Here is an 18,537-nt window from a genome sequence, read left to right as displayed (position 1 = left end):
GGGTTCAAGCCCCGAGGCACTCGGCCTGCTCCGCCTGTAGACCAACCAACAAGGCAAGTGGATACCGCATCTCACGCTGCCGAAACCAGAGATACCCACACAGACTCAGGCCGATACCGGAAATAACGAACAGACCGGTAGCTATCTTTAAACAGCGAGAGAATCCCGCCGTTCACGGCGGGCGTGAATCGCGTCACTCGACTACGCAACCCACAGTCTACAGCAGCCAAAATACCGAACGGAAGTTATTAGTGCCAAGAAAACGTACAAAGGATTGTGCGAACTGAAATCGATATGGAGCGAGGGAGCGACCTCCATGAACGGGTGAAAGACTACGCCCGCGACAATGGCATCCGACATCCTCGTGCCTACGCTGAGCTAATCGAGAAAGGATTAGACGCCAGTGACAACGATAACTAAGACGCTTCAAGCGACGTTCGCCCCACCGACAGCCCACAAGCAGTCGAAACTCGACGACCTACTCAAAACGTACCGTGGCGGTCTGCAAGAGGCGTTCGACGCCGGGGTAAGTACCATGTCGGCGGTGAGCGACATCGTGACGCCCTACGACCTGCCGTATCAGGCCAAAGCTGCTCTCTGCAACTACGTTCCAAAACTCCGCAAGACGTACAACGCCAAGGAGTTGGACGACGGCCACCCGATACGGCTCACGAACCAAGCCGCGACATTCGACCACTCCGACGAACGCGACTACGAGTTCACGTGGTGGGTTCCCCGTCCCGGTCGGGGAACGAACTTCTGGATACCGCTCCGCATCAACCCCGAACAGGAAGACCTCTGGCACGACCTCGTATCGGAGGACGCGAAGGCGGGCGAGATACGGCTTCAGAAGCACCGGAAGAACTGGGTACTACACGTCACCGTCGAGTACCCGGTCGAAGAACCAGCGACGGAAGGTACCACCACGCACATCGGCTTAGACATCGGAGAAACCGCCCTCATCACGGGCTGTGCCCTCAAGGACGGTTCTCCGACTGACCCGTTCGTGTGTAGCGGAAGCAAAGCGAAGCAGCTCCGCAAAGAGATGCACACGACCCTGAAACGACTCCAAGAGCGCGACGCATCCGAGTGGCGGATTGACGACCGATTCAGCCACTACCAGAACGCGCTCACCGACATCGTTGAGAAGGCGTCCCGGCAGGCCGTCGAGTACGCCCGACAGTTCGAGAACCCGGTGTTGGTGATGGAGGACTTGACGCACATCCGCGAACGTCTCGACTACGGGAAGTACATGAACCGTCGGCTTCACTCGTGGGCGTTCGCCCGGCTCCAAGGACGCATCGAGGACAAGGCGACGGAAGCAGGCATCCCGGTCGAGTACGTGAATCCGACGCACACGTCTCAGATGTGCCACTCGTGCCACCGCATCGGTCGGCGGGACTTCCAAGCCGAGTTCCGGTGTCCGAACGACGACTGTCACGTTTCGACGTTTCAGGCTGACATCAACGCGTCCGCGAATATCGCACGACGGATTGACCCGTGGGGAGAGAGCGTCCCGCTTGACAAGACGGAACGCGATGACTCGCCACGGGATGGGCGCGGTTGTGACACCGCCACGACTCACCGTGAGAAGAGCGCCCCAGCGCAGATGACGCTCACGGCCTACGAAGAGTCAGAACCCTCTGCCAGTGACGACTAACTGGTATTCCCCATGCGTGGGAAGCCTCGCCGTTTACGGCGAGGAGGATGTCACGTTGGCCGCACCGTAAAATTAAGTGACTGGTTGTGGCATTGCCAAAATATGCCAACCAAAGCTACTGGCTCGCATCCGGTGTCTGCGTTGATTGCGTTGGTTGCTGGATCCGTCCTATCAAAATATACGTGGGAAGTACTTCCCCCGTTTGGAACTGCTTCGCAAACAGTTCTGAAGTTTATCAATAGCTACGTCACCTCAGTGCCGACGAGTCATGAAGCAGCCGGAGCACTTGTAATCTTCGTCGGAGTAACCCTAATATGGGAGACCGCCCACTTCATAAGGGTATCATAGAACGGTTCTTCCAATTCAGCAGCTACACTGAGCGATTAGTAGCTCATCTGTTTTGAGCGGCAGTTTCACCACCTAGCTTGAATAAAGAAACCGTATTGGCAACTACTGGTAGCCTCGTCGGCGGACCGTAGCGTCCGCCACGAATTCACTGGACGCTGGAGCTACGATCTGGCCGGCGTCAGACCGAGTCGGCGGGAATCCAACAGGGGTCTCGTTCACAGGTAGTCCTACAGCCGCTACGACCTGAGTAGCACTACGACCGGAGTAGCAACGCGATACTCGCGAGTAAGGCCAGCAGATACAGCGGTGTGCCACCGACGACACCGTTCGAGTCCGACGGAGTCGTGGGGGAGGTCTCAGTACCCGGCGTAATCACGGTTGCAGAAGAGGGGGACTCTTCTGTCGTGTCGGTCGTCGACTGCGGCGTCGATTCAGTCGTCGACGCAGGCGTCGTCGCCTGGGTCGTCGTCGACGAAGCTGTCGTCTCGCGGTCCGTCGTTCCAGCTGTGGTCTCCGTCGGTGTCGCCTCGGTCGTCGACTCAGTTGGTGCAGACGTCGTCGAACTGCCGCCAGTCCCGCCCGAGGTCGTCGAAGCGGATTCGGCTTCGACGGTCAATCCAGTGGCGTCGGAGATTCCGATCACTTCGTTCGTCTCTCCCGGCGTCGCTTCCGTTCCGTACACCACCGCGTGGACCTGGTAGTCGCCGGTCGGAATCGAGTCGAGGTTCAGGTGCGCGACGTACGACTCGCCAGATTGGGTGGCTTCGAGGCGACGGGTCGTGTCGTCGTTCGCAACGACGATCTCGACGCTGTCGACTGTCTCGTCACCCGTCGCCTCCGTGAGGGAGGGCGTGATTTCGAGTGTGCCTGACGCCGCCACGCTGTCCGGGACTGAAACAGTGACGTCGTAGGCGGGAATGACCAGCGGGTGGGGGTCGTAGTACGTGCCGTCGTGGTAGATCGAGACGACGTAGCTCCCGGCCTCGAACGACGACGTGTCGAAGGAGACGCTCCGGCTCCCGTCCGCCGACACGTGTTTCGTGTCGTAGACGCTCCGGGAGCCGTCCTCGACCGAGTGTATGTACACCCGATACGATTCGTCGTCCGGGCCGTCGGTGCGGACAGTCAGCTCCTCGCCCTGGGAGATGCGTGCAATGGAGTTGACAGTGTACGAGTCGCCGTCGATGGTGACTTCCTGGGACGGTGTGTCGATGCTGTCGGCAATCGCGACAGTGAAGCTCCCGTCTTGGGCGCTCAGTCCGGCTGCGCCGGCCGTCCCGACCAAGAGGCAGCAAATGATCGCCCCGACAGCTCGATTCATTACGACTTACGTCGCTGGGCGACCAGAAATGCTTTCCGAGATTCCCCGTCGACGATATATCGCCGTTCGTGGAAGAACTCTCGGCTAGGGGGCGGTCTAGGGAGTCATTAAATCTGAGTTAGCAGTGTCGTAAGGACTATGCCAACGCCCTGAGGATATAGGTAGTATGACACAGAGCAGGGCGAAGCGTGTACTCACCCTCGTCGTCGTGGTGGCCATGGTCACCAGTCCGATGACCGCGGCCGTGGGGGCAGTCACAGCGACAAGTGCGCAATCACCGCAGACGTACAGCGCAACAGATAACGTCGAGGTCTGGGAGCGCGCGCCGCTCCCGTTCCGGCTCGACACGGGCGACGCAGCGAAATCCGTCGCGAACGGCGCAATGGACGTCGAACTCACCGAGTTCAACAGCGGCCCGGTCTCCATCCGGCAGAGCGAACTCGGCGTCTACCAGCCCGGCGACACGGTCAGCGCTTCCTTCGAGAGCGTCGCCGGTGCCGGCACGAGCGACTTCAACGGAAACGACACGCAGCTCGTCATCGCGCGCCTCGAACCCAGCGGTGACGGGGATTCGACGGACGCACTCCCAGACTCCATCGGGGACGCCCAGGACCTCTTCACCGAGGAGAACGCGAACCAGAACGCGACCTTCTGGGTCAAAGACACGCCACAGGTGACTAACGGGAACCTGGACACGTCGGTCCAGTTCTCCGAGTCGGGCACCTACGCGCTGTTCCTCGCGACGGGCAGCGCATTCGATGCGCCAGCCAACGGCGGCGACATCTCCGTGTCCGGTGACACGACGATCATCGGCATGGACGGCGCGCTCGTCGAGGAAGGCCCCGCAGACGTCGACGTCGGCTCGCAGGAAATCGAGCCCGGCGACGACGCCACGTTCACGGTGAACACGGGCGCCACGGACACGAACGTCTCGGTCCTGCTCTACGAGACGGACACGGTCACGAACTCCGAGACAGTCTTCCGAGTGACCGAACCAGTCGACTCCTCGCTCAACGCCAGCGACATCACGATCCGGCACTCCATCTCCGAGGTCAACGGGGTCGCCGACTTCGACGGCCCGGTCTCGGTCCTGGGCACGACCTTCAACGACGGCCGGATGTCCGGGTCGACGTCCGCAGCTAGTACCATCGACTTCCTCGTCGACGAAATCAACACCCAATCGGACGATCAGTCCGTCGACCAACCGAACACCGAGGTAATCGGTAGCGGCGACGTCCTCGACGCATCAGTCATCGGGAAATCCGGCGTCGATGGCTCGGTCACCATCTCCGTGGACACCTTCGGGAACTGGTCGACCGGCCAGTACACGTGGGTCGTGACCACCGGTGGCGAATCCACCGGCGACATCCGCACGGACGTCGGCACGCTTGACCTTAAGACCGACACTGGCGATGGTGACGACGGCGACGACGGCGATACCACGCCACCAGACGACGGTGATGAGGACGAACCCAAGAAGCCTCCCGTCATCAAGCCACCGACCAAGCCAATTGGTGAGCAGCCTGAGACTCCCCGCGTTGAGGGTGGGGGCTCCGGAGCATCTGTTGAAAAACAGGACGGCCGTATTACCGTGAACCTCCCCGAGGCGAGTGCTGGAGACACGGTTACGGTGACAGTTCCGACGAACGAATCCGAGCTGGAACGCGACGGCGCCAGCGTGAACGGCGTGAACCTCACGTTTAACCAGGATTCCAGCGGCGGACTTGAGGTCACCACGACCACTGACCCCGGCGTCCCGTCGGTGTCACGTGACGGCGACCTCGGGTACTTCGAGATCACGCACAGCATCCCCAACGAGAACGTCGGCGGAGCGACCTACGACTTCTCGGTCAGCAAACAGCGCCTCGAGGACCGCGGACTCGAGCCCAGCGAGGTGTCGCTGTACCGCTACGAGGACAACGGCTGGCGCGAACTCGACACCAGGCACGTCGGCGAAACTGAGACCGCCCACCGCTACACGGCTGACTCGCCCGGCCTTTCGAAGTACGCGATCAGCCGCACGGGCGCAGCGCAAACAGACATGCAGGTGACTGACGCGTCCCTCTCGACCACGGAGGTCCAGGTCGGCGACTCCATCGAGGTCACCGCGACTATCGAGAACCAGGGGTCGGCCGCCGGCGAGTTCACGGCCTCTCTCCAGGTCGACGACACGCCCGTCGACTCGACCACCGTCGAACTCGGCGCTGGCGAACAGACGACGGTCACCTTCACCAGAACGATGGACGAGGTTGGCGACTACAGCGTCAGTGTCAGTGGCACTGAGGCAGGAACGGTCAGCGTGAGTAGCCAGGAAACCACTGAACCGACGACCACGCAGACGACGACGGCGCCGGACGAAACGACGACACCCGGCGGCGACGGTGGCGGCGGAATCAGCCCGCTGATCTGGCTGGCCGTCATCCTCCTGCTCGCCGCACTCGGCGCGCTCGCGTACCTCTACACGCAGGGGTACTTCGACGAGGAGATAGACCGCCGACTCTGAGGACCTGACACAACCCCTCAGGCGTCGCTCGCTTCCGGACCGGAATCGCTTCAGACGACGCTCGCTTGCATAGCGAGAAATCAACTACACTAAGAGCGCGGTACCGCAATTCCAGTACAGCCTACATGTCCCCACCTGCTGAGGACGCCGTTCTGTCTTGCCACGCAGTCACGCGAACCTACACGCGCGGCCACCAGCACACTCGCTGGCGGTCGAACGGCGCCTCAGATCGCCCCGACGTCACCGCGCTCGAGGACATCGACTTGACCGTCGAGCCAGGCGAGATCCTTGGCATCAAAGGCCCGAGCGGCAGCGGCAAGTCGACCCTCCTCCACCTCCTCGGCGCACTCGACACGCCCACGAGCGGCACCGTCCACATCACTGGCCGGCCGACGACCGACCTGACTGCCCGTGAGCGCGCCAGGCTCCGCCTGGATTCGATCGGCATCGTCTTCCAGCGATTCTACCTGCTGTCCTCGCTGCCCGCACTCTCCAACGTCGCGCTCCCGCTGGTCGAACGCGGCGTACCGAAATCCAAGCGCCACGACCAGGCCAGCGCGGTCCTGCACCGCGTCGGCCTCGGCCAGCGCCAGAGCCACACGCCGGGCCAACTCAGCGGCGGTGAACAACAGCGCGTCGCGATTGCCCGCGCGCTCGTCACGGACCCGGCGATCATCATCGCGGACGAACCCACCGGCGAGTTGGACACCGAGACCGGCGCCCGGATTCTCGAACTGTTCGAAGCCGCCGCAGCCGACGACACCGCCGTGGTGCTGGCATCACACGACGAGCCAACGCTCGCGATCGCCGATCGCGTCCTCGAGCTCCGCGACGGCGAACGAATCGATGCGTGAGCGCCTCACCCGCGCCAGGTCACTGGTCGGCCTCGGTGGCCGCCTCGTCGCACAGCGCCTCCGACAGACCGCACCCCGCCGCACTGCTGTCACGATTCTGGGCATCGCATTCGCGGTCGCGCTGTGCCTGACCGTCAGCGGCGTCAGCGTCGCAATCGCGGACCAGGGCTCTGTCGCCGGCTCGAACGTCGACTACTGGATCGTCCCGGAAGGCGAATCCAGTTCCACGCTCCCCGTCTCGGTCGGCGGCCCGCGGTTCGGCGACGTCCACGCTGTCGGTGACCGCCTCACGAGCCGCAGTGACGTCGTCTACGCGTCGCCAGTCTCCATGCAGCTCCTGCAACTCTCACACCGGGGCACGACCGAATACGTCATCGTCGCGGGCGTTGTCGCACACGACGGCCTCACCGTTGCCGGCGTGAATACGAGCGCCCTCACCCCCGGCGACCCACACTACGAGAACGGCACCTACGACGGCCCCTGGACGGGCGAAGTTGTTATTTCGGACGGCGCAGGTGCACTGTTGAACGCCACCCCCTCGGACTCCGTCAGGGTCCGGGGCCAGGCGACCAGCACCCGGGAGTTCACTGTCGCCGCGGTCACGGACGGCGGCGAATCCGGGTTCGGCGACGTCCCCGTCGCAGTGATGCACCTCTCGGAACTCCAGACGCTCACCGGCGCGACCGCCAGTGACACAGCCGACCAGATTCTCGTCGCGTCCACGAACCCCAACATCGAGGACGACCTCGCCGGCGTCTACGACCACTCGTCCGTCGTGACGCGCTCGGACACCGGCCTGACGAGCGTCACGGACTCCGACCTCGCACTGGCGCTCGCCGCCGCCGGCTTCATCGTCGCCCTCGTCGTCGGCGTGCTCTTCGTCGCCACCACGCTGGGACTGGAAGTCACCACGGACCGACGACTCTGGGCGACACTCTCTGCAATCGGCTTCAGCGCCAGGAGCCGCGCATTCCTGCTGTTCGCACAGGTCGGCCTCCTGGCGCTGGTGGGCGGCGTCCTCGGCGTCGTTCTCGGCCGCTTCGGCGTCTTCGCCGCGAACACCGCCGTCGGAACCGTCTTCGAAAACACGCTCGTCGCCGTCTACCCCGTCGAGTTCGTCGGCCTCGGCCTCACGATGGCGCTCGTCGTCGCCGTCTTGACCACGCCGTACTTGCTGTGGCTCACGACGCGCGGCAGCGTCACAGACACCCTCAAAACGTGACCATGCCAGGGACCCGCATCCGCGCCGCCGTCGGACTCGCCGTCGCGCGACTCCGCCACGACCGCACGCGAACCGTCCTCGCCGTCCTCGGCGTGACACTCGCAGTCGTCGCGACCACACTCCTGGGCAGTCTCGGCGTCGGCGTCGCCGAAACGGGCCAGCAGAAATTCGACGCCGCCGACCGCGACCTCTGGATATCCGGCGGCCCGACCCGCATCCAACCAGGAACCATCGGCGGCTTCGACACCGGCATCGTCGACGCCCACAACGTCAGCCGGACGCTCACGCAACGGGACACGATCAACACCGCCGCGCCACTGCTCTTCCAAACCGTCTACGTCGGGGCAGACCCCGACTCGCTCGACACCGTCGTCGCCGTCGGCGCGCGATCTAGCGGCGGCCTCGCACTCACGTCCGGAGACGGATTCGGCCCCGACACGGCGTTCTACAACGAGGGCGCGTACAACGGGACGCCCGCCCGCAAGCTCGTCGTCGGCACGCAACTCCAAGCACGGTTCAACACCTCGAACGGCGACCAGTTGCACGTCGGGGGCACAGTCGTCGATGCCCGCCGGACGACCTACACCGTCGCCGGGACGTCCTCGACGTTCACGCGATTCCTGAACACTCCCACCGTCTCCATCCCGCTGGCGGAACTCCAGGCGATGACCGGGAACGCGAACACCGACCGCGTCTCGCTCATCACGGTCGACGTGGCCGACAGCGCCGACACCGCGGCCGTCGCTGACCGCCTCGAAGCCGAATACCCACAGTACACCGTCCGCACGAACACGGAACAGCTCCAGGCGATCCTCGCCGAACGAATCATCCTCCTCGCCGCCGGCGTCGTCCTCGTCGGCCTCGCGGTCCTCTCGGGCATCGCGCTGACCGTGAACCTGCTCACGCTACTCGTCCTCCAGGAACAGGCGACGCTGGCGGCGATACGAGCGGTCGGCGTCTCCCGGTTCGTCGTCGTCGGAATCGTCGGCACCCAGGGACTCTGCTACGGCATCCTCGGGGCCGCGGTCGGCTTGCTCGTCACACTTCCGGCCAGCGTCGCCCTCAACTACGCTGCAAGCTGGCTCGTCGGCTTCGACGGCCTCGTCCAACTCACCCCCGGCGTGCTCGCGGCCGGCGCCGCCATCGCCATCCTGGCTGGCGTGAGCAGCGCCCTCGTCGCCGGGTGGCGGGCGGCCAGCATCGAACCGCTCGCCGTCCTCCAGCGGTGACTACATTTTCCTCACCGTGAGACTACAAGGGTCTGCACAGAATGGGAGAGTGAAGTCGCTTCGCTACGTTTCGGCTATCGGGTTCAGCTCCACATTCACATCATTTGGAACGTCCTCGATTCCACATGCCTGCAGCACTTGTCGAATGTGATAGTTCTTTTCAGCAGGATCAGGTTCCTCAATTGCGGCTTCTAAATGGTCTTTACAGCCCTCACACAACTCACTCATAGTACCGCCACCCACAAATTCCAATTATATAGACTTTTCCAACAGCTGTTAGCTCCACGCTGAGTTTGAGATTCTAGTCAGTGAGGCTAGAACAATCCGGCGGATATTCGCACACCCCACCGGACGGTTACGCGGAGCGCCGCGTGGTGGTACGCTGTGTTTCGAGTTGGCTGCCTTAGCCACACAGAAGTAGCGCGAGGAGCGTTCTAGACGTCTAGACACCTCACGCCGACGTTTCGGACTGGAGAGTACGTGACCGTGGCATATGCGATTGTCACCTTGGCCCAGCTATCGGGATGCTGGTACCTGTTTGCCTCGGCCAGCAGCGCCGACGTAAATGAGACGGTATCAGGCCACGGCCCGCTGGGTGGCGGTCTGGCTGATGGCTGCTAGCGACGTGGACGTTTATTCGGGTGCGGAAACGTTCACCCAGAGGTGGGTCTCGCGGTACGCGTTCTCGACAGTTGGTTCGGCCGGCGGGTCACCCATGTAGACGAGGAACGCCAGCCGGAGGCGTTCGCCCTGCATACTTGGCGTGACGTTGAGTTCGTGGTGCCAGGTCTCGCCTGCGGCGACGTTCGTCCGGAGTCGCCGGAGTTCTTCCTCGGCCAGGACCGTCGACGAATTGTTCTGCACGCGAACGTCCTGGAGTTCGACCACGAGCGAATACTCCACGTCCCGGTGCTCCTGATTCCCGATCCCGACGATAATCGGCCGTGGTTCACCGACCGTGTACTCGGTCGGGTAGTTATCTGCGACGAGCGTCCCGTTCTCTTGCTCCGTGAGGAGGTAGGATTCGGTGAATGCCTCGCCCTGCTTCGGGACCGCGACGGCGTACGCGACGCTGGACACGGCCAGCAGAATGCTCACAACGAGGAGAATGTTGAGGACGCCGTCGAGGCGCGAGTCCGGGCTCGTGAACTCCTGGCGCGTGGTCTGCAGCCACGCCCGGTACGGGACCCGGAACCGCTCGTCCGGGGGCAGCGCTCGCCGACGGTGGGCCGCGACTGCAGTCAGTGCGAGCGTGACGCCGGCCACGCTCACGAGGACGGGGAGCAGCCGGATGCCGAAGGGCGTGAAGTTCAGCACGAGTCCGATGAGCGGCACGACAGCGATGCTGAGCCCGAAGGACAGGGCGACGCGTTCGATGCCGTCGATGCCGTCGCGTTCGGAGTCTTCGGTGTCCCGTTCGGAATCGTCGTCGCCCTCGAGAGTGGCGTCGTCCGCTGGCTGGTCGGTCGGGCTGTCGCCCGCCTCCGGGAACAGGGCTGCAATGAGGGCGTAGCCCGGGAGAAAGAGGACGAACGGCAAGCCAAGCACGACGCGGAGCGGCGTCTCGTCAAGGACTGGTGTGACCACGACCATCACCGTCGCCAGCACGAGCGCAATGACCGCGACGAGGTCGGCGGGGAGCTGTCGGAGCGGCGCCGGAATGAGCAGGCGCCACGTGGAGTCGTCCGCCATCGTTAGTCGTCACTCTCCGACGGAGCCGGATGCTGGTTTCGGTCTGTACCGTCGGATTCGAAGCGCTGTTGTACCTCAGAGAGCAGTGTCGAAACCTGCGAGCGATCCGCCGTCTCTCCGCCGAACTGCACGGATTCGTACAGCTCAGTCAACTGCCGGAGCGTGCCCCGGGCGTCCGCCTCCAGCTCGTCGCTGACGGCCGTGTAGAACTCCCAGTGCGTCTTGGCGGTATCCCCTGGGAGCGTATACGCAGCACGGACCGCGCCGTAGAGCGTACGCACAGCCTGCTCGCTGTCGTTGTCGTCTAGATACGCTTGCACCGCAGTCAAGCGGTCCTGCCATTCCGGCTCCGCCGCTGACCTCGCCTCTGGAGCGCCTTTGGACGCGGGTGCGTCGGCCGCTGGCGCGTTCGCGTCGTCCGTGGCTGGCGTCCCACGCTGGTACCGTGACCGATAGAAGGCGAACCCACCGACGAGGAGGACAGCAACGCCCCCGATGCCAGCCGCCCAGGGGAGGACGCTAGAACTACCGCCGGAACCGCTCGAGCCGAAGGCTCCCGTCACCGATGTCTGTTGGCGTGCGTCCTCGAGGTTCGTCCCGCTACCATCGAACGTCGCCCCAATCTGGACACTCGTAGTCCCGGCCGTGTTTTCGGGCGGGTCTATTGCGGCGCTGAAGTATCCCGACTCGTTCGTCTCGACTGACCGGACAATGGAGCCTTCGCGCGTCAACGAGAGAGTCTGGCCGCTGACGCCGACACCGTCTGCAGTCTGTAACCGGCCACGAACCCGGATGTCGTCCGTCCCAGGGCTCGCGGTCACCGTAATCGCGGTCTCCGTCTCGTCGACGCGTAACGGCGCTGCACGCGCATCCGGAGCGAGCGCCGTCCCCGTCTCGCCAACTCGAACCGCAAGCGAGTGTGAGCCCTGCGTGATGCGCGCAGGCAGTGTCCGCGTTAGTTCGTAGTGGCCTGACGCATTCGTCCGCGCAGTCGCGAACCGCGCCCCGTCCACTTCCAGTAGTACGGTCGCATTCCGGAGCGGCTGGTCGGCCACCATCACCCGCCCCGTCGTGCGAATTCGCGCACCGTAGCGCGCTGCCGTCGTCGTATCGTTGATCTGCAACCTCGGTTGAGCCTGCGTCAGATTGGTCTGAACCGTCGTATTCGAACCGAGGTGCGTACTGGTCGGCTCCGGAACGTACGCCACGTCGCCTGTTACCTGCCCAGTCGGGGCAGTCAGTGGCCGATACTGGACGCTGAACGTTCCATTCTCCCGGACGGCTGTCGTGAGAACTTGGTCGTGTATCCGTACCCCAACGGTGCCGTTTGGCGGAATGGAATCGGTCGTGTCGACGCTTCCGGAAATCCGAATCGGGTCGGAATACGACCCCTCGGCGTCTGCGCGCGCGGTGATTGTCGTCGACGTAAACGACTCTTCGACGACGATGTCAGCCTGCTCGGTGATATTCTGCGTTCGGTTCGCGAGTCCCTGCTGTTCGTCGTCTAATGAAACGCCCGTGTTCGCGGAGATGTTCCCGTAGTTCTCCTGGAGGGTGCGATTGAGGCGCTCGGTCGTCGTTGAGAGATTCAGGAGTTTGCGGGCCAGCCGGCGTGCGCGCTCTTCGTCACCGACTGCTTTCGCCTCCTGGTAGGCCTCGTACGTTTGCTGGTACTCCGAAGCGGTTTCGGCGTACTCCGATTGCGCCTCGGCAGTCTCGTTGAATTGCTTGCGGCGCTCCTCGGCAGCACTCTCGCCGTCCGTGTCGCCGGCCACGTCCACGTACTTCGATAACTGGTCGTTGTACTCGTCCCCGAGGAGGCCCTGCGCTTGTTCGTACTGGCCCTCACTGATCTGAACGGCGCTCTCACCGAGGCGACTCGCGAGTCGGTCGCCCAGCCAGTTCTCCAGCGCCTCCTGGTCGCCATCTTCCCCGACAGAATCCGGATTTTCCTGTTGAATAGCCGTCGTCGTCGAGTTATTCTGCGGCGTAGCCGCCATCGACTTCACCGACGGGTCGTCGACGGTCGAAGCTGCGACTGCCGCCTGCGGCACTGCACCCGCGGATGCCGCGATTAGCCCCAGAACTGCGAGCGCGAGGATGACGCCTCGAGCGCCGGCGCGAAACACAACGGAGGGATAGGTAGCGGCGGATATACCTTTTCCGCTCCCCGATTCCACGCCCTCCGAGGATGGCGAGTTTCAATACATTCAACTACTCGCAGTCGGTTCCCTTTGCTGATGGAGCCAACTCGGCGCTTCTGGGTGATTGCCGCCCTGGGGACCGCAGGCGCCGCGTTGGCACTCCTTTTCGGGGACGTGCTCTGGGTGGGCATCCCGCTCGGCATCGGCGCCTGGGCGCTCATCGAACAGCTCACGTTCACGAACCAACTGACCCAACTCTCCCGCAGTGCACCGATTACGCAGTCACTCACCCGGGACGCGGTCCTCGTCGACGACGCCACAACACTCGAAATCCGGACGAACCCGGACCACGAACCGCTACTCGAAACCCTGGACGCGACACTCACTGTCACCCCCCATCCCGCACTGACAGTCGAAGCCGACCACGAACACGACCTGGCGGGCGAAACAGAACTCATCTCGCTCCCACTCCGAATCAGCGTTGCCGGGAGCTACGAGATCTCGCCACCGCGAGTACGAATGCGAAGTGCTCGCGGCCTCTTCGAGGAATCCCTCCCGCTCGGGAACCAGTGTACACTGACCGCTGAACCACGGGTTCCCCGCGACATTCACGTCGGAACGGGCGGCGAACGCATCGCAGTGGCTTTCGGCGACCACGATGCGAACCAGGGCGGGTCCGGATTCGACCCGGGCGAACTCCGCGAGTACATGCCCGGCGACCCGACCAATCGAATCGACTGGAACGCCACCGCACGGCTCGGCGACCCCTACATTCGCGAGTACGAAGCGGAAACCACGCGCCAAACCCAGCTCATCGTCGACCACCGAGCCCAGATGCGGACCGGACCGGACGGGCAGACCAAACTGGACTACGCCCGCGAAGTCGCGACCTGGCTCACGGACTACGCCGCCGGCCTCGACGACCCACTCGGCCTCACACTCGTTTCGGACGACCACGTCAGCGGCCCCACCACTCCGGCAGCCGACGCCGCGCACTACCGCCGCATCAGACAGGAGCTACTCGACCTCACAACCGCGCCGGAATCCTCGCCGCCACCCACTAGTCGCTCGAATCGCAGTGCCAATCGGGCGCTTCCGCGCTCCAGCCGCGACGCCCGCAGGCTCGCCGCCGGCCTCGACAGCGACGACGAGTTTGCACGCACCCTCCGGTCGTACTTCGCCGACGTCGCCGGCTATGTGGACCGGCGCGCCGACGACCCGTTGTTCCAGGCCGTTCAGACGCGGCTCGCGGACAACAGCGGCGATTCCTGGCTCGTCGTCGTCACGGACGACACGAACCGGGCCGAACTGCTCGAAACGGTTCGCGCGGCCGCCACCCCGGAGACGTTCGTCACAGTGTTCCTCCTCCCATCGGTGTTGTTCGACACGACCGAATTCCGGGACATCGAAGCGGCCTACGGCGAATACCGCGACTTCGAGACGTTCAGACAACAACTCGAGGCGACCAGGGCCGTGACGGCGTTCGAGGTCGGCCCCAGCGACCGACTCGAAGCACTGCTGGCGACCACACACACGCAGCGAGCAACCCAATGAACCCACGCAACTGGCTGTCCCCCCAACGAGGACTCGGCGTGCTCGCCCTGCTCGTAGTAGTACCGACACTCGTTGCAATCGGCGGACTTCCGGGCGGAGTGTTCGCCGCCGCGGTCGTCATCGCGTGGCTCACTGCCCCGCCAGTGTTCGCGTTCGTCTTCGCGCAAGCCGGCCTCGCAGCCGTGACGAACCCCCCGTATCCACCAATCGTTCTCGTCGGCGAACTCGGCGTGCTCGCGCTCGCGATTAGTGACCCGCGACTCCCCCTGCAGGCACGAACGTACGGAATTGCAGTCGGCGGCGTTGCCGCGCTCGCCGGCGCCGTCTGGCTAACACACACGACCGCCCTGTGGGGCGCTGCGCTCGTCAGCCTCGCCGGCACGGGCATGGCGCTGTACGGCGTGCATCGATACGAGCTACTGACCACCGGACAACTCTCAGGATGAGTAACACACCGAAATCTAGTACGTCCGACGAGCGACCGGAGGAATCGGATCTCGAAGCGGTCCGCACGCAACTGGCCGTGCTACGGGAGGAGAACGAACGCCTCCGAACCGAGTACGTACGCGCACGGCAGACGTCGTACCGCCGGACTGCCGCTGCACTGCTCGGGATCGGCGTCCTCGCATTCCTCGCCGGCGGCCTGTTGCGTGGCGTCCGCGACGTCCTCTTCGTGCTCGGCGCGATCGGCGTGTTCGGCGGCGTTCTCACGTGGTATCTCACGCCGGAACGCGTCCTGACCGTCGGCGTCAGCGAGAGCGTCTACGACGCAGTCGCATCCAACGGCGCGCAGCTCCGCGACGAACTCGGATTGCAGGCGACGAGCGTCTACGTCCCCGCGCCGGACGGCCCACGGTTGTTCGTCCCACAGCACCAAGAGTATTCGATTCCCGAGTCACTCGACGCCGTCTTCCTGACCGGGAGCGACGCGGAACGCGGCGTCGCACTGACACCGTCCGGCCAGCGCCTGGTCGCGGAACTCGACCGCACGCGGACAGGCCCAGCGCCGGACACCTTGCGCGCGGCCGTCTCGCAACTCGGCGACGCGGTCGTCGAACAGTTCGAAGTTGCAGACGCGATCAGAGTCGCCGAAAGCACCGCTGACGACCGCGTCGTCGTCACCATCGAGGGGTCGGCGTTCGGCTCACTCTCCGACTTCGACCACCCAGTCGTCTCGGTGCTCGGCTGTGGACTCGCTCAAACCCAGGACACCCCAATCGCCGTCTCCCACGTCGACGACACCACGGTCGCCTTCGAAACTGCCTGACCGAGCACAGCCCGGGTCCGACTATGGGTGTCGACGAACGTCGCTCCCTACTCCCACCCCGCTGGTGGTTCCACCGCGTCGAAATTACGCCGATTCGCCACGGGCCGCGCACGCTCAGAAACGGATTCCGATACCGACGCTCCGACCGAATCCTGGACTGATGACCGGAGCGATTTGGACAGCAGGACAGCGTTGCAGGCGTTCATGGCCACTTGCCCGAATTCGTTCCTGGCCGGTATCCCGCCCTGGAGCCGCCGAGAAAAATCCGAAACGAGTTCTGGCCGCGCCGCTCAGGTCGTGATCGCGTCGCGATGCCACCCGGGGTCGTCGCCGGTGCGCTCGATGAGGTCCGAGCGGCACGCCGGACAGTAGTCGGGGGTCGTCGAGACGCTTCTGGGGACGTAGACCGCGCCGCCACACTCCACGCACGCGTCAGCTACGACGGTCGCACAGTCCGCGCAGACGTTGAAGTCGTCGACTGTGAGGTCGCGCAGGGGTTCGAGTCGTTTGTCCAGGATGTACTCGTCGATGACCGCCTGGCAGTTGTGGCACGGTTTCATGGCGATGCAATTTGTCCCATGAGACCACCCCACAAAGGTCTGCCCCCTCCGGAAAGAACGGTGACAGTACTCGCACGGCAACAGTGACCGTCCCCCCAACCGATTGCAGCCGTCGAAACGCCCCGCGTACGTTTATAGCGCTGCCCGAGAACCCATCAGCCATGACAAGCCCTCCTGGCGAGAACGAACAGAATCTCGGCCGGCGGCTCTGGAAGCTCTTCGTGTCGATTGCGGTGTTGACGTGGGTGACTGTCGTCGCCGGCTACGGCGGCTGGCTCGTCCTGACCGCGAGCGCGAAACTCGGCGGACCCGACCCGAAAACAGCGGACGGCGACCTGCTCCGGGTCCGACTGCTGGCCTGGCCGGACCGAAACCGGGACGTGATGCGCACGGACGGCCGCGCCGAACTCCCGCTGAAACCCTGACTCCGACAGCGATTCGCCCTCGACTGGATGGCAACGCGCCGCGTGACCCTCAGCAGTCCGTCCCGCGCTCGACGCCAGCGAACTCGAATCGCGCACCGCCATCGGCACCGTCGGTGACGGAGACCGTCCACCCGTGGGCTTCAGCGATGTTCCGCACGATGTAGAGCCCGAACCCCGTGCCCTCCTCGTTTGTCGTGAACCCGCGCTCGAACACCGCGTCTCGTTCGTCAGCGGGAATCCCGGGGCCGTCGTCCTCGACCGCGAACCCGTCGGCGGTCGACTCGACGCGGACCGCGACGGCGTTGCCCCCGTGTTCCAGTGCGTTCCGGAAGAGGTTCTCCAGCAACTGGTAGAGCCGGTCGGGGTCCCCGCAGACCGACCCGACGCCGGACTCGACGGTGAGCGTGGCGTCAAGGGACTCCGTCGCGACTACGTCCCAGGACGTGCGCGCGGCGTCCGCCAGGTCGACCGGCTCGGTCGATCCGATTTCCTCGCCCTCGCGGGCGAGATAGAGAACGTCGCTGACGATGCGCTCGATGCGCTCGTGGGCGTGCTCGATGCGGTCGAACTGCTCCGGGTCTCCGTCGTCGCGCGCGAGGTCGAGGAAGCCGCGCGCGACGTTCAGTGGACTGCGGAGGTCGTGGCTGACCATGGACGCGAACTCCTCGAGGCGCTCGTTCTGCCGCTGGAGGCGCTCGGTCGCGCGCTGCTGCTCGAGTTCGTAGCTCGTCCACCGCGCCATCAGTTCCACGAACGTCCGTTCGGTCTCTGAGAACGGTTCGGTCCGCGAGTCGGGACCCGCGAAGCAGAACGTCCCGTACGTGTCGTCCTCGACCGTGATCTCCGCACCGACGTAACACCCGAGTCCGAACCGCTCGTAGGCGACGTCGTCGCTCCACCCCTCCGCGGTCGCGTTCTGCACCGTGACGAGTTCCGGGCGCGTGATGGTCTTCCGGCAGTACGCCTCCGAGAGCGGGCAGGACGCCCCCGGCTGGAGGAGCGAGTGGTCGCCGCGCGCGGCGACTATCGTCTGCGTGTCGCCGTCGATCTCCGTGAGGAAGCCGTAGGGAACGTCGAGCAAGTCGCAGCCGAGGTCGAGTAAGCGCCGCACCTTGACTCGAAGGACGCCTCGCGGTCGGCCGTGATTCGGTACATCTCGCCGAGCGCCGCCTGCTCGGTCTCCAGCGCGTCCCGGAGTCGCGTTCGCTCCGTGACGTCTCGCAGGACGGCGAGGTGTTCGCCGGGGACGATGTTCGCAGTAGCTGCGTACTCGACCAGTCGGCGTTCGCCGTCCGGCCGCACGGCCGGAAACGTGCCGGTCGCCGTCGCCTCCGTGTCGAACGCCAGCCAGTCCACCTCGAAGCCGTAGTCCTCGGGCACGAACTCCTCGAGGTGGCGGCCGAGCAAGTCCTCGCGCGAGAGACCGAACAGTTCGCAGGCACTGGCGTTCACCTCGACGCACGCCCCGTCCTCGTCCACGACAATCATCGCGTCCCTCGCGCGCTCGAACGCGGCACCGTACCGCTGCACTTCGCGGCTCGCCCCCGAATCCGCGTCCGCATCCAGGTCGGTGTCGTCGACAGCTGTCTCAGGGCGACGCGCTTGCGTGGGGTCCGCGGTGTCGCGCAGTCCCTGCTCGTTGTCCGCGACCGTCTTCCGGATGCGCCGGGCGAGCCGCTCGTACGCCCGCTCGCCGGGCTCCCCTCGGTCGCCGCACTCGTCGGCTGCCGCGAAGAGTACGAACGGGCGGCTCGGGTG

The 18,537-nt window shown here is 64.6% G+C and carries 16 protein-coding genes and 1 pseudogene; 10 read left to right on the top strand and 7 right to left on the bottom strand.

From position 1 onward, the window contains the following. Positions 1-403: 403 nt before the first annotated feature. Positions 404-1,660, top strand: a complete 1,257-nt coding sequence (locus GRX66_RS02085) for a transposase (protein ID WP_325063918.1) — start codon at positions 404-406, stop codon at positions 1,658-1,660. Positions 1,661-2,261: 601 nt separating this feature from the next. On the opposite strand, the gene GRX66_RS02080 is transcribed toward GRX66_RS02085, so the two are convergent. After that, positions 2,262-3,329 (bottom strand): hypothetical protein, encoded by a 1,068-nt coding sequence (locus tag GRX66_RS02080; protein WP_159525039.1) that lies wholly within the window; start codon positions 3,327-3,329, stop codon positions 2,262-2,264. 166 nt (positions 3,330-3,495) lie between these two features. Between GRX66_RS02080 and GRX66_RS02075 the strand changes: the two genes are divergently transcribed. From GRX66_RS02075 to GRX66_RS20695, 5 genes and pseudogenes are all read left to right on the top strand, one after another. After that, entirely contained in the window at positions 3,496-5,832 is a 2,337-nt protein-coding gene (locus GRX66_RS02075) for a PGF-pre-PGF domain-containing protein (RefSeq protein WP_159525038.1), read from the top strand. Positions 5,833-5,957: 125 nt separating this feature from the next. Further along, a complete protein-coding gene (locus GRX66_RS02070) occupies positions 5,958-6,686 on the top strand; it encodes an ABC transporter ATP-binding protein (protein WP_159525037.1) in 729 nt (242 codons plus the stop codon). Then, positions 6,679-7,908, top strand: a complete 1,230-nt coding sequence (locus GRX66_RS02065; RefSeq protein ID WP_159525036.1) for an FtsX-like permease family protein — start codon at positions 6,679-6,681, stop codon at positions 7,906-7,908. Before GRX66_RS02070 ends, GRX66_RS02065 begins: the two co-directional genes overlap by 8 nt. Before the next feature lie 2 nt (positions 7,909-7,910). Next, positions 7,911-8,609, top strand: a pseudogene (locus GRX66_RS20700) (ABC transporter permease); the annotation flags it as partial. A 12-nt stretch (positions 8,610-8,621) separates the two neighbouring features. Beyond that, a complete protein-coding gene (locus GRX66_RS20695) occupies positions 8,622-9,137 on the top strand; it encodes an FtsX-like permease family protein (protein WP_449271460.1) in 516 nt (171 codons plus the stop codon). Between the two features lie 63 nt (positions 9,138-9,200). Here the strand turns inward: GRX66_RS20695 and GRX66_RS19380 are convergent, their stop codons facing one another. From GRX66_RS19380 to GRX66_RS02050, 3 genes are all read right to left on the bottom strand, one after another. After that, positions 9,201-9,365, bottom strand: a complete 165-nt coding sequence (locus GRX66_RS19380) for a hypothetical protein (RefSeq protein ID WP_201292883.1) — start codon at positions 9,363-9,365, stop codon at positions 9,201-9,203. Positions 9,366-9,770: 405 nt separating this feature from the next. Beyond that, positions 9,771-10,829, bottom strand: a complete 1,059-nt coding sequence (locus GRX66_RS02055; RefSeq protein ID WP_159525034.1) for a DUF1616 domain-containing protein — start codon at positions 10,827-10,829, stop codon at positions 9,771-9,773. A 2-nt stretch (positions 10,830-10,831) separates the two neighbouring features. Beyond that, a complete protein-coding gene (locus GRX66_RS02050) occupies positions 10,832-12,958 on the bottom strand; it encodes a DUF4129 domain-containing protein (protein ID WP_159525033.1) in 2,127 nt (708 codons plus the stop codon). 111 nt (positions 12,959-13,069) lie between these two features. Between GRX66_RS02050 and GRX66_RS02045 the strand changes: the two genes are divergently transcribed. From GRX66_RS02045 to GRX66_RS02035, 3 genes are read left to right on the top strand one after another with little or no spacing between them, the layout of a single operon-like run. Continuing rightward, complete coding sequence (locus GRX66_RS02045; protein WP_159525032.1) at positions 13,070-14,527, top strand: DUF58 domain-containing protein; 1,458 nt, start codon at positions 13,070-13,072, stop codon at positions 14,525-14,527. Next, entirely contained in the window at positions 14,524-14,973 is a 450-nt protein-coding gene (locus GRX66_RS02040) for a hypothetical protein (protein ID WP_159525031.1), read from the top strand. Before GRX66_RS02045 ends, GRX66_RS02040 begins: the two co-directional genes overlap by 4 nt. Next, positions 14,970-15,794: a hypothetical protein gene (locus tag GRX66_RS02035; protein ID WP_201292882.1), complete on the top strand. Its 825-nt coding sequence runs from the start codon at positions 14,970-14,972 to the stop codon at positions 15,792-15,794. The genes GRX66_RS02040 and GRX66_RS02035 overlap by 4 nt, the downstream gene beginning before the upstream one ends. Positions 15,795-16,084: 290 nt before the next feature. Here the strand turns inward: GRX66_RS02035 and GRX66_RS02030 are convergent, their stop codons facing one another. Beyond that, positions 16,085-16,354: a DUF7571 family protein gene (locus GRX66_RS02030; RefSeq protein ID WP_159525030.1), complete on the bottom strand. Its 270-nt coding sequence runs from the start codon at positions 16,352-16,354 to the stop codon at positions 16,085-16,087. A gap of 161 nt (positions 16,355-16,515) precedes the next feature. Here GRX66_RS02030 and GRX66_RS02025 point away from each other — a divergent pair, with 161 nt between their 5' ends. Beyond that, positions 16,516-16,779 (top strand): hypothetical protein, encoded by a 264-nt coding sequence (locus GRX66_RS02025; protein ID WP_159525029.1) that lies wholly within the window; start codon positions 16,516-16,518, stop codon positions 16,777-16,779. Between the two features lie 49 nt (positions 16,780-16,828). Here the strand turns inward: GRX66_RS02025 and GRX66_RS02020 are convergent, their stop codons facing one another. Both GRX66_RS02020 and GRX66_RS19375 read right to left on the bottom strand, forming a co-directional pair. Then, the gene (locus GRX66_RS02020; protein WP_201292881.1) at positions 16,829-17,890 is read right to left on the bottom strand and encodes a sensor histidine kinase; all 1,062 of its coding nucleotides are present in this window, start codon (positions 17,888-17,890) and stop codon (positions 16,829-16,831) included. Beyond that, positions 17,803-18,537 (bottom strand): PAS domain S-box protein (locus GRX66_RS19375; protein ID WP_201292880.1); only part of this gene is annotated, 735 nt, incomplete at its 5' end. The genes GRX66_RS19375 and GRX66_RS02020, both read right to left, overlap by 88 nt.

This window comes from Halobacterium bonnevillei, from assembly GCF_009831555.1.
GTDB lineage: Archaea > Halobacteriota > Halobacteria > Halobacteriales > Halobacteriaceae > Halobacterium > Halobacterium bonnevillei.
The sequence above is the reverse complement of the archived record's forward strand: the minus strand, read 5'-3'. Positions and strand labels throughout refer to the sequence as shown.